The sequence below is a fragment of the Bradyrhizobium iriomotense genome, assembly GCF_018130765.1.
Taxonomy (GTDB): domain Bacteria; phylum Pseudomonadota; class Alphaproteobacteria; order Rhizobiales; family Xanthobacteraceae; genus Bradyrhizobium; species Bradyrhizobium iriomotense_A.
This window is the reverse complement of record NZ_JAFCJZ010000030.1, coordinates 84,402-95,533: the sequence shown is the minus strand read 5'-3', so window position 1 is coordinate 95,533 and position 11,132 is coordinate 84,402. Positions and strand designations below refer to the sequence as shown.

10 protein-coding genes and 1 pseudogene are annotated in these 11,132 nt (G+C 65.5%); 7 read left to right on the top strand and 4 right to left on the bottom strand.

The features are described from left to right. The 5 genes and pseudogenes from JQ635_RS39115 to JQ635_RS35335 form a co-directional block, all read left to right on the top strand. A pseudogene (locus JQ635_RS39115) lies at window positions 1-159 on the top strand (chemotaxis protein CheW); the annotation flags it as partial. Between the two features lie 32 nt (window positions 160-191). Further along, window positions 192-578, top strand: a complete 387-nt coding sequence (locus JQ635_RS35350) for a response regulator (protein WP_036044878.1) — start codon at window positions 192-194, stop codon at window positions 576-578. 62 nt (window positions 579-640) lie between these two features. Continuing rightward, window positions 641-1,519 carry a CheR family methyltransferase gene (locus JQ635_RS35345; protein ID WP_211414381.1) on the top strand — a complete coding sequence of 293 codons (879 nt, stop codon included), beginning with the start codon at window positions 641-643 and terminating at the stop codon, window positions 1,517-1,519. Between the two features lie 2 nt (window positions 1,520-1,521). Further along, window positions 1,522-1,839 carry a hypothetical protein gene (locus tag JQ635_RS35340; protein WP_011083221.1) on the top strand — a complete coding sequence of 106 codons (318 nt, stop codon included), beginning with the start codon at window positions 1,522-1,524 and terminating at the stop codon, window positions 1,837-1,839. 138 nt (window positions 1,840-1,977) lie between these two features. Beyond that, entirely contained in the window at window positions 1,978-2,481 is a 504-nt protein-coding gene (locus JQ635_RS35335; protein ID WP_018645938.1) for a response regulator, read from the top strand. Window positions 2,482-2,532: 51 nt separating this feature from the next. Here JQ635_RS35335 and JQ635_RS35330 read toward each other — a convergent pair whose 3' ends face one another. Then, window positions 2,533-2,823 (bottom strand): hypothetical protein, encoded by a 291-nt coding sequence (locus tag JQ635_RS35330; RefSeq protein WP_211414380.1) that lies wholly within the window; start codon window positions 2,821-2,823, stop codon window positions 2,533-2,535. 149 nt (window positions 2,824-2,972) lie between these two features. Between JQ635_RS35330 and JQ635_RS35325 the strand changes: the two genes are divergently transcribed. Beyond that, window positions 2,973-3,608 carry a response regulator transcription factor gene (locus JQ635_RS35325; protein WP_183248584.1) on the top strand — a complete coding sequence of 212 codons (636 nt, stop codon included), beginning with the start codon at window positions 2,973-2,975 and terminating at the stop codon, window positions 3,606-3,608. A gap of 152 nt (window positions 3,609-3,760) precedes the next feature. On the opposite strand, the gene JQ635_RS35320 is transcribed toward JQ635_RS35325, so the two are convergent. Further along, window positions 3,761-7,357, bottom strand: a complete 3,597-nt coding sequence (locus tag JQ635_RS35320) for a PAS domain S-box protein (RefSeq protein ID WP_211414379.1) — start codon at window positions 7,355-7,357, stop codon at window positions 3,761-3,763. Next, on the bottom strand, window positions 7,335-7,754 hold the full coding sequence (locus JQ635_RS35315) for a response regulator (protein WP_211414378.1): 420 nt from the start codon (window positions 7,752-7,754) through the stop codon (window positions 7,335-7,337). Before JQ635_RS35315 ends, JQ635_RS35320 begins: the two co-directional genes overlap by 23 nt. Before the next feature lie 393 nt (window positions 7,755-8,147). Between JQ635_RS35315 and JQ635_RS35310 the strand changes: the two genes are divergently transcribed. Next, window positions 8,148-10,328 carry a methyl-accepting chemotaxis protein gene (locus JQ635_RS35310; RefSeq protein WP_211414377.1) on the top strand — a complete coding sequence of 727 codons (2,181 nt, stop codon included), beginning with the start codon at window positions 8,148-8,150 and terminating at the stop codon, window positions 10,326-10,328. On the opposite strand, the gene JQ635_RS35305 is transcribed toward JQ635_RS35310, so the two are convergent. Continuing rightward, window positions 10,329-11,042 (bottom strand): GntR family transcriptional regulator, encoded by a 714-nt coding sequence (locus JQ635_RS35305; protein ID WP_211414376.1) that lies wholly within the window; start codon window positions 11,040-11,042, stop codon window positions 10,329-10,331. Window positions 11,043-11,132: the final 90 nt, after the last annotated feature.

The window sequence follows — 11,132 nt, the reverse complement described above, 5'->3', positions numbered from 1 at the left end:
CGCCTGCCCGAGGCCGGCATGGAAGAGAACCCCGTCAACCTCGATCCCCGCATGGCCAAGCTCGCCGGCGGCGTCCATCGCCTCGACGGCCAGCTCATGGTCGTGCTCGACGTCGATCGCGTCCTCGAACTCGAAACCACAGTGCAAATGGCAGCGTAAGCCAACGAAAACATCGAAGCCGGAGAACCAAAATGAAAACGTGTTTGGTGGTCGATGATTCCAGCGTCGTACGCAAGATCGCGCGCCGGATCCTGGAAGGCCTCGAGTTCGAGGTCACCGAAGCCGAGGACGGCTCGAAGGCGCTCGAGATCTGCAAGCGGCAGCTCCCCGATGCGGTGCTGCTCGACTGGAACATGCCGGTGATGGACGGCTTCGAGTTCATGGGCCACATGCGCCGCCTGCCCGGCGGCGACCAGCCGAAGGTGGTGTTCTGCACCACCGAGAACAATGTGGCTCATATCGCTCAGGCGCTCAGCGGCGGCGCCAACGAGTACATCATGAAGCCCTTCGACAAAGACATTATCGCCGACAAGTTCGCTGAAGTTGGTTTGATCCCGGTCGGACAAGCCATGGTCTGAGTGTGTCTGGCCTAAAGTGTTTGGGCCAGAGTGTTCCAGTGCAGCTTTCTGAGAGGCCATCCGTGACCCCGACCGAGTACGAGTATCTGCGTAAGTTTCTGAAGGATAATTCCGGTCTCGACCTGTCCGCAGACAAGCAATATCTGATCGAAAGCCGCCTGCTGCCGCTCGCCCGCAAGGCCGGACTCTCCGGCATCGCCGAGCTCGTGCAGAAGCTGCAAGCCGGCTCGCGCCAGCTGATTACCGACGTGGTCGAAGCCATGACCACCAACGAGACCTTCTTCTTCCGCGACAAGGTCCCGTTCGATCATTTCCGCGACACGATCATGCCGGAGGTCATCAAGGCGCGCGCCGGCAAGCGCAGCGTGCGGATCTGGTGCGCCGCCGGCTCGACCGGGCAGGAGCCCTATTCGTTGGCGATGTGCCTGAAGGAGATGGGCGCGGCCCTGACCGGCTGGCGCGTCGAGATCATTGCCACCGACCTGTCGCAGGAGGTGCTGGAGAAGGCCAAGGCCGGCGTCTACAGCCAGTTCGAGGTGCAACGCGGCCTGCCGATCCAGATGCTGGTGAAGTATTTCAAGCAGACCGGCGAGACCTGGCAGATCAATCCCGAATTGCGGGCGATGATCCAGCACCGGCAGCTCAACCTGCTGCACGATTTCTCCCAGTTCGGCACCTTCGACGTGATCTTCTGCCGCAACGTGCTGATCTATTTCGACCAGGACACCAAGATCAACATCTTCAACCGCCTGGCGCGCCAGATCGAGCCCGACGGCTTCCTGGTGCTCGGCGCGGCGGAAACCGTGGTCGGATTGACCGATACGTTCCGGCCGATTCCGGACCGGCGCGGCCTCTACAAGCCGAACGATCCGCGTGCGGCGGTTGCCAAGCCGGTTCTCGCCGGCGCGGCGCCGCGCATGGCGGTGATGGCAGGACGATAGGCATGGCCGAGGATGGCAAGGGCGCCGAGCGCGTGACGTTCAGCCGCGGCTATGATGTCTGCATCATGGCCATCGACGGCACCTGGCGCCGCGACTGCAAGCTCAACGCCATTTCCGACACCGATGCCATCCTGACGGTGGAAGGCTCGATCCAGGGCTTGAACCTGAAGGAGTTCTTCCTGCTGCTGTCGTCGACCGGCCTTGCCTACCGCCGCTGCGAGCTGGTGCGGGTCAACGGCGCCGAAATGGACATCCAGTTCCTGCGCGGCAAGAACCGCAAGAAGCGCGGCGCAGCCGGCGGTCACGACGCGGCGGCCTGACCGGCGGGTGGTGCCCAGCGCTTTCCGCCACGTTGCTTTATATTTGCTGAAACATCCGGATGAATTTGCCGCAGCAGTTTTACGGGGCCTAAGCGCGCGCCGTGTATCCATTGCCGGTCTCAATCTCAGGATCCGGCAATGCCCAGAAGTTCCCTTTCCCCCGTCACATCGAACCTGCCCGACGTCGCCGAGCGGCGTGCGCTTCAGCTCCTGGTGGTCGACGACGACGCCACGCAGCGCAGCCTGATCACCGTCGCCGCCAAGCAGGCCGGCCACGAGGTCACCGTGGCGCCGTCCGTGGCGGAGGCGATCGAGAAGCTCCGCGCGGCGCGCTTCGACTGCGTGACGCTGGATCTTGTGCTGGAGGATGGCGACGGCATCGATGTGCTGCGCGAGATGGCCGAGGCGAAGTTCGCCGGCGCGGTGATCGTCATCAGCGGCATGGACGGCAAGCGTCGCAGCGCCGCCCGGAGTTTCGCCCGTTCGGTCGGGATCGAGCTCCAGAGCCTGCCGAAGCCGCTCGACCTCGCAGCCCTGCGCATCAGCCTCGCCAATCTCGGCAAGACCGCGATGGGCCTGCCGGCGATTCACACCTGGGGTGGTGTCGCGACCGACGCGATCGTGGAGCGGCACCGCGCTTGAATCGCGGAACTGCCATGCGGTGGGTCGCGGCAGATGGCGCGCGATTGCGGCTTACGCGGGACTGTCCGATTCCGACAGCTGCTGCAGGGCGAGGTCGAGCTCCGCCCGGCAGGCGTTGAGGGCGGCGCTTGCCGTGGCAAAACGGGGCGTGACGTCGTCAAGCACGAAAATCTCGCTGGAACCCGCGATGGCGCTGTTGTCCTCCGGGGGCATGGCCGCGTCGATCAGACGCATACTGAGGTCGATGCGCGCGATCAGAGAGCGAAGTTCGGCTGCGATCAACTGACGGCTGTCGGCGTCAGCCATCGCAGCGAGCGGGGGTGTGCCTGCGTAATTTAGCATGGATATTCTCCGTCTCCCGCAATAAGGCACCCCGCCGCTACTTGTGCGTTAAGTCCATGTCCCGTACAAATACGGGTGGGCCGAATCCGAGCCGAACGCCATTACGGGAGGCGCGGACGCGAGTCCTTCATGCCAACTGGATGTGGCACATGGCCGAACAAAGCTCTCGCGGTGAAATCTTCGTAGTCGACGACGACCCTGCCGTTCGCGACACCTTGTCGATGGTGTTGAAGGCGGCGGGCTATGAGGTGATCTGTTTCGCGGACGGCGCAGCGCTGCTCTCCGTCGCGCGAAACCGCACGCCGGCTGCGATCCTGCTCGATGTGCACATTCCCGGAAAGTCGGGTCTCGACATTCTGAGGGAGTTGCACGGCGAGGATTATCCGGCGCCGATCTTCATGATCTCCGGACAAGGCGACATCGCCATGGCGGTGAGCGCGATCAAGAACGGGGCGCTCGACTTCATCGAGAAGCCGTTCCGCGGCAGTGAGATCGTCGGTCGGCTCGACGAGGCGATCGGGGCCTATGCACGCAGGCAGGCGGAGAACGCGTCGCCGAAATTCGGCTCGCTGCATTTCCCCGGCCGCGAGCCGTTGACGCGCAGGGAGCGCGAGGTGCTCGAGCAGTTCGCCTCCGGTGCGTCCAACAAGGAAGCCGGCCGTACCCTCGGCATCAGCCCGCGCACCATCGAGGATCACCGCGCCAACATCATGAAGAAGCTCGGTGCGCGCAATGCCGCCGACCTGATCCGCATCGTGATGACCGCGGCTCAGCGCGCGTCGTAAAATGGTCTCGTGCCCCGGACGCGGTGCATCATGAAATGATGCGCCGCTGAGCCGGGGCCCATCTCTCCAACTCCACGGCTGGCAGCTCTGGGTCCCGGCTCTGCGTCGCAGCGTTTGCACGCTGCGCCTTGTCCGGGACACGAGATCGCGCCTCACCCGTTCAGCGCCTTGCGGATGATCCGCGCCAGATCCGACTTGCGATAGGGCTTTGCCAGCAGCAGGACGCCGGAATCCAGCCGGCCGTGATGGATGATCGCGTTCTCGGTATAGCCTGACGTGTAGACCACCTTGAGATCGGGGCGCGTCTTCATCAGCTCGTCGGCGAGCTGCCGCCCGTTCATCTTGCCGGGCATGATGACGTCGGTGAACAGCAGGTCGAACGGTTTTTCGGCGGCGACGATCGCGAGCGCCTCCGCGGCGTTCGCGGCCTGCAGGGTGACGTAACCCAGCGCATGCAGTTGCGCCAGCACGTAGTCGCGCACCAGGCGGTCGTCCTCGACCACCAGGATCGTCTCGTGTCCGCCCTCGATCGTCGCGGGCGTCACGCCGTCGCCGACTGCCGTCGCGGTCTTGCCCGGCGGCAGGTACATCTTGATCGTGGTGCCGTGGCCTTCCTCGCTGTAGATCTTGATGTGGCCGGCGGACTGCTTGATGAAGCCATAGACCATGGAAAGCCCGAGCCCGGTGCCCTTGCCCGGTCCCTTCGAGGTGAAGAAGGGATCGAACACCCGCGCCAGCATGCTCGCTGGAATGCCGGTGCCGGTATCGCTCACGGCGATCAGCACGTAGTGGCCGGGCCGGACGTCGTTGACGCTGGCATAGACCTCGTCGAGATAGGCGGTGCCCGTCTCCACGATCAGCTTGCCGCCGCCCGGCATGGCATCGCGGGCATTGAGCGCGAGGTTGAGGATCGCGGTGGTGAGCTGGTTGGGATCGACGATCGCGATGCAGCTCTCGTCCTCGAACACCGATTCGATCTGGATCTGCTCGCCCAGCGTCGGCCGCAGCAGCTTTGCGGTATCGATGATCAGCGAGTTGATGTCGATCTCGCGCGGTTGCAGCGGCTGCTTGCGCGCAAACGCCAGCAGGTGCTGGGTCAGCTCGGCGCCGCGTCCGGCCGCCTCGTCGATCATCCTGGTGATCGCCGCAAGCTCCGGCTCCTTGGCCACCGCGTCGGCGAGGATTTCGATCGTCCCGGTAATCACGGTGAGGATGTTGTTGAAGTCGTGCGCCACGCCGCCGGTGAGCTGGCCGACGGCCTCCATCTTCTCGGCGTGACGGACGCGCTCCTCGGACGCGATCTTGTCGGTGAGGTCGCGGTAGAAGACGTTGAACAGGATACCCTCGCGACGCTTCAGTGCCGTGACGCTCAGCTCGGCCCTGAATTCCTTGCCGTCGCGGCGGCAGCACATCAGCTCGCGGCGGCGGTTGAGCATCTGGCCGTCCCTGGAATCGAGGAAGCGCACAAGGCCTTCCCTGACCCTCTCGCGCTCAAAGGGAGCGACGATGAGGTCGATCGAGCTCCGGCCCAGCGCTTCGTCGCGGCGCCAGCCGAACAGCTCTTCGGCCCGCGAGCTCCAGTTCAGGATGATGCTGCGCTCGTCGGTCTGGACGAAGGCGTCGAGCGCGGTCTCGACGATGTTGCGTGCGAGCTGCTCGCTCTCGCGCAGGGATTCTTCCGCGAGCCTCGCCTCGGTCATGTCGCGCCCGACGAAGAAGAAGCGCTTGGCCTGGTCGGACCAGTTGCCGAGCCAGGACAGCCAGACCTCGCGCCTGTCCTTGTGGAAGCAGCGGGTGTCGGCGAGCTTCGGGTGCTCGCCGCGCCTGAGCGCGCGCATGTCCTCGCGGGATCGCTCGAGATGCGAGGGATGGATGAAATCCGCACCGCTGTAGCCGATCATCTCGTCGGGCCGGTAGCCGAGAATGGCCTCGCAGCTCGGGCTGATCTGCACGACATGGCCGCGCGAGTCCATGATCATGATCAGGTCCTGCGAGGCGTCGAAAAGCTGTCGCCGCTCCTCGAGCTGCTGCTGCAGCGCCCGCTCGGTCCGCCGCGCGTCGGTGAGGCGGCGCGCCGAGCCGGAGGCGCCGATGATCTCGCCGGTGGCGCCCCTGATCGGCGAAAGGCTGAGCGAGATTTCGACCGGCGTGCCATCCTTGCGCAGCCGCACCGTCTCGAAGCGCTCGATCGGCTCGCCCCGGGCTATCCGTAGCAGAATGTCCTTGCCTTGCTCGCGGCGGTCGGGCGGCACGATGATCGCAGTGGATTGCCCGATCGCTTCGCTCGCTGCATAGCCATAGAGTCGTTCGGCGGCGGGATTCCAGCCCGTGATGACGGCATCGAGCGATTGCATGACGATCGCATCGTCGGATGATTCGACGGCCGCGCTGAACAATTGCTCGCGCGCCGCATGATGGCTTCGTGCCGCCTCGGTGCGGCGATGCTCCCGGACCTCGCGTTCGAGCGCGGCCGTCTTCGCCTGCGTCTCCTCGACCATCCGGGCAAAAGCCCGCGCCAGCACGCCGGTCTCCCCGCTCGCATCGACGGGAATGTCCGCAGGCCGCCCGCTGCCGATTGCCTCCACCGCCGCGGTCAGGCGCCCGATCGGACGGGTCAATGTGCGCGCCAGCAGCACCGCGAGCAAGGCTGCGGCGAGCACGGCAAGGATGCCGACGAGAAGGGACGTCTTTTGAATGGCGGCCGGCACGCGACCGAAGACGGACGGGGGAATGGTCACGATGATGGCGACCCATTCCTTGCCCGCGAGCAGCGTCGGCGCGATCGCCGCGCCGCTCGGCCGGCCTGACTCATCGGTTGTGAGCCGCGTGGCCACGTCCGGCGAGCCAGCCAGCGCCGCGAAGAATGGAAAGTCCTTGCGCCAGTCGGAGGGATGGCCGCGCAGCGAGCCGAATTCCCGCGTGCGGTCGGGATGGACGAGATAGTCGCCGCGCGAATTCACGACGTATATCTCTCCTCCCGAACTCGTGGTCGAGCGGACGCGGTCGAGCGCCGGACGCATGTCGATATTGGCGATGACGATCCCGAACGGCTTGCCGTCCGACGTGAACAGGGGCATCGCGATGCGAAGAGTCGGAATGTGGAGGCCCGTCGTCCCGCCCTGGCGGGTGGCAAGCTCGATGGGCGAGACGTAAATCTCGCCGGGTGCCAGCCGTATCGTTTCCTGAAAATAGGTTCGCTCGCTCTTGTGCTCCAGTTCGCTGTCGGGGACGATCCGTACCGTTCCATTCGGGCCGGAGCGATCGACGCGGACCAGCTCGCGCTGGTTATCGTCGAGACCGATGATGCGAAACTGCGCATAGCTGGGCTTGGCCTCGATCTCGGCTACGAGCCGCGCCGCGATGCGCTCGCGCCAGGTTTGCTCCGAAACGCCGTCGGAAGCGTCAATGCCTCCACCGAGGTGGGCGCGGATCAGGCCGTTGATGGCTGCGGCGGAGCGATAGCCGGTCAAATCGCCGCGAGCGCCGGCAACGTAGGATTCGAGATTGGTGGCCAGCAGGCGTGACTGGGCCTCGACCCGCTCCAGGACGCGCGGAATGACCGCTTGTGTGATGTTGCGATAGCCCAGCCAGCCGACGGCGGCCACGGTCACCGCCACCAGCAGGATCATCGCGATGGCCAGCCGCGTTGCGAGCGTCATGCGGATGTTCGCAGGACTTGCCGGACGGCCGCGCCTGCTCCGGTCCAGTGCAGAGAGGAGGGGCTCGTCATCGGCGGCCGGAGTTGACATCGGATTCTTCCGGCTCGCCCGCCTTCAGGCAGCTGTCGACCGCGGCGAGCAGCGCGTCGGGCCGGAACGGCTTCTGAAGGCTCGCCACTGCGCCGAGCTTGGTCGCCATTTTCAGGAAATCCGGTTCCGCATAGGCGTCGGGCGTGATCGAGCGCCCGGAAATGACGATGATCGGAATGGCCGGGGCCAGCGCCCGGATGTGGCGCATCGTCTCCAGCCCATCCATGCCCGGCATGAAGATGTCGAGAAACAGCAGATCGAAGGGGCTCGCCTCGAACAGCGCAAGCCCCTTGCGGCCATCGCCGGCGACCGTGACGTGATGGCCGGCTCTCTCCAGAAGCAGCCGGATCGTGATCTGCACGGCCGGGTCGTCATCCACGATCAGGATGTTGGCCACGTCTGAAATCCTCCGGGTCGGATGGGACGTTCCAGCGACCTCAAATCAAAGCAACAAATGCGAAATTGTTGCGCGGATTCTGTCTGCGCCGCAAGCGCCTCGCGTTTGCTGCGATTGCCATTCCTGGCGCGCCGGGAGGCAATGCCTTGCACAGCATACGCACTCTTGCGTGCATATGAATGCGTACTCTGGTTCCAAATACCGTAACCCATTTCAGAAACGAGAGATATTTCGCTCGCCGTAGTTGTACGGAACCCTGGCCTTCACTATGGATTAAAGGCCGCAGACTACAATCTCCGATGGTTTCCGTATCAGTATTTCGCGCATTTCATTTTCGCACTCTGGCATCCGACCAGGCCGCCACTTCAACCGGCCATCAGCACGAGACCTCTCATGTTCAAATCGATCGCGAACACCGGAATTCGCACCCGGCTGCTTGGCGGCTTTGCATTGATCTGTACTCTGCTCGCGGCGACCGTGATCTACACCGTTGCCGCCGTCTCGGACATTTCGTCGCGGATCAGGGCGGTCGTGGACCAGCGTGCGCCGGTCGCGATCGCGAGCACGGAACTCGTCGGCAATCTCTATTCCACGCTTTCGACGCTGCGCGGCTATCTGCTGACGGGCGATGCGCAGGGCAAGCGCGACCGGGCCGCCGTCTGGGCCGAGCTGGATCGCACCGCCGCCGCAGTCGACCGTATGGCGGAGGGCTTTTCCAGCTCCCAGAACAAGACCAATTGGAGCGAGGCCAGGGCGCTGATGGCGGAATTCCGCCAGGCCCAGGACAAGGCCGAGCTCGCCGCCTTCACTCCATCGGCCTATCCGGCGAGCGAGCTCCTGGCGAAAGAGGCCGCGCCGCTGATCGCGACCATGTTCGCCGAGATCACCGCGATGATCGATGAGGAGGAGGCGCTGGAGGCGACGCCGCAGCGCAAGCGCCTGCTCAAGACCTTTGCCGATGTGCGCGGCAATCTTGCTGCCGCGGGATCGCAATTGCGCCTGTACGTGGCCTCGGGCGAGGCGGCCGATCGTGACAAATTCGAAAAGCCGCTGGCGACCTTCAGGGCCGCGCTCGCATCGGTCGGCACTCAGGCCGATCTGCTCACCGAACGGCAGGCGACCGCTTACCGGGCCATCGTCAAGGCGAACGAGGCCTTCACCCCGCTGCCGCAGAAGATCTTCGCAATCCGCCAGACGCCGCAATGGAATACGCCGGTCTTCATCCTGTCCACCGAGGCCGCGCCGCGCGCGGCCCGCATCCTCGATTTGCTCGATGGTCGCAAGGACGCCGATGGCAAGCGCTCCGGCGGTCTCAAGAGCGACCAGCAGTCGAAGCTCGCCGACGACGCCCGCAGCGTGGCCGACGCGGTCGAGAGATTGCTGCTGCTGCAATGGATCCTGCTCGCCGCGGCGCTTGCGCTCGCCACAGTGATTGCGATCCTGGTTGCGCGCTCCATCACCCGTCCGATCGTCGAGCTGGTGGGCGATTCCGCGCGCCTGTCCGGCGGCGACACCAGTGTCGAATTCAGGACGGCCGAGCGCGGCGACGAGATCGGCGTGGTCTCGCAGGCGGTGGCCAAATTCCGCGACAATGTGATCGCCCAGCAGCAGGCGGCGGCGTCTCTCGCGCGCGAGGCGGAGGCGCGCGAAGCGGCCAACCGCAACATGGAGGACGCAGTCGAGGACTTTCGCGCGACCTCGCGCGACCTGCTCGCGCTGGTCGGCGAGAATGCGGGCACCATGCGGCAGACCGCAGAGAGCCTCGGCGGCATTGCCAACCATGCGACGAGCCAGGCAGCGTCCGCAGCGACCGCTTCCGAACAGACCGCGGTCAACGTCCAGACCGTTGCCGCGGCGGCCGAGCAGCTCGCAAGCTCCATCGTCGAGATCGGCCGGCAGATCGAACTGTCCAACAAGACCGTGCGCTCCGCAGGCGAGGTGACCGCGCGCTCGGAGAGCGAGATCGAGGGTCTCGCGCAAGCCGCGCAGAGCATCAGCTCGGTGGTTGACCTGATCCAGGCCATCGCGGCCCAGACCAACCTCTTGGCGCTCAACGCCACGATCGAGGCCGCGCGCGCCGGCGAGTCCGGTCGCGGCTTTGCCGTGGTCGCGTCCGAGGTCAAGGCGCTGGCCGACCAGACCCGCAATGCGACGCAGGAGATCGTCCAGCACATTGCCGCGATCCAGAACTCGACCGGCAGCGCGGTCGCCTCGGTCAAGGAGGTCGCAACCGCCATGCGCCGGATCGACGAGGTGACCGCGGCGATTGCCAGCGCCGTGGAGGAGCAGGGCGCGGCGACGCGGGAGATTTCGCAGAACGTCCAGATGGCGGCGTCGGGAACGCAGACGCTGGCAACCAGCATCGGCACCGTCTCCGGCGCCATCGCGGAAACCAACCGCTCGGCCGACGACGTGATGGGGGCCGCGAACCAGGTTTCGGGAGCGGCCGAACGCCTCGCCAGCGAGGTCCAGGCCTTCTTCGTCAGGCTGCGCACCGGTCCGATGGACCGCCGCGACGGCGACGATGCCGATTATCGCGGGCCGGAACGGCGCAGCGGCGGCTACGCCGCCTGATCAATCGGTCAAGTACTCCGGGTGGCGGCTCCGGATCTTGTCGAGCTCGCTCAGCGTGCCCGACAGATGCTTCCGCAGATGCTGTTGCGCGGCATCGGCATCTGCCGCCTCGATCGCGCGCGTGATCAGCCTGTGGTGGCGCACGATGTTCTGGGCTTTGCCGGGTGAGGGCAAATGCAGCCGGCGCAGCCGGTCGATATGGCCGCTGCGGCTGCGCACCAGCGCCCACAGATCCTGCTTGTCGGCGGCCGCATAAAGCTGGGCGTGAAACTCGTTGTCGGCGGCCATGAAGGCCTCGAACTCGCCGGCTTTGGCGAATTGCTGCTGGAGTGCGATGGCGTGGTCGAGGCGGATGACCAGGGCTTCATCGTGCTGTTCGGCCAGCAGCCGCACGATCTCCAGCTCCAGCGCCTGGCGCAGGAAATGCGCCTGCTGGGCGCGGCTGATGTCGATCCGGCTGACCACGGTTGCGTGCTGCGGAAAGACGTCGACCAGGCCCTCTTCTTCGAGCCGCATCAGGGCATCGCGCACCGGGGTCGAGCTGACGCCGAACTGGCCGGCGAGCTCGGCGCGTGACAGCGGCGCACCCGGCGGCAGCTCCAGGGCGATGATCGCGTTGCGCAGCCGCTCGAACACCTGCGGCGCGGCCTGGCGGGCGCGGTCGAGCCGGGCGGGTCGTGACGTCGCGCGCGGCGCGGTATGGGCTGCTTCCATATGTCGGGTCCCGCGGGCTTGCCTTTGATGCACTAATATATTAGTGCATCAGCAGGGTCAACGCTGCACGACGCGCACCCGGAGGAAACA

Coding starts and splice junctions, on each gene's coding strand:
- JQ635_RS35350 (WP_036044878.1), top strand. CDS start 192: ATGAAAACGTGTTTGGTGGTCGATGATTCCAGCGTCGTACGCAAGATC.
- JQ635_RS35340 (WP_011083221.1), top strand. CDS start 1,522: ATGGCCGAGGATGGCAAGGGCGCCGAGCGCGTGACGTTCAGCCGCGGC.
- JQ635_RS35335 (WP_018645938.1), top strand. CDS start 1,978: ATGCCCAGAAGTTCCCTTTCCCCCGTCACATCGAACCTGCCCGACGTC.
- JQ635_RS35330 (WP_211414380.1), bottom strand. CDS start 2,823: ATGCTAAATTACGCAGGCACACCCCCGCTCGCTGCGATGGCTGACGCC.
- JQ635_RS35325 (WP_183248584.1), top strand. CDS start 2,973: ATGGCCGAACAAAGCTCTCGCGGTGAAATCTTCGTAGTCGACGACGAC.
- JQ635_RS35320 (WP_211414379.1), bottom strand. CDS start 7,357: ATGTCAACTCCGGCCGCCGATGACGAGCCCCTCCTCTCTGCACTGGAC.
- JQ635_RS35310 (WP_211414377.1), top strand. CDS start 8,148: ATGTTCAAATCGATCGCGAACACCGGAATTCGCACCCGGCTGCTTGGC.
- JQ635_RS35305 (WP_211414376.1), bottom strand. CDS start 11,042: ATGGAAGCAGCCCATACCGCGCCGCGCGCGACGTCACGACCCGCCCGG.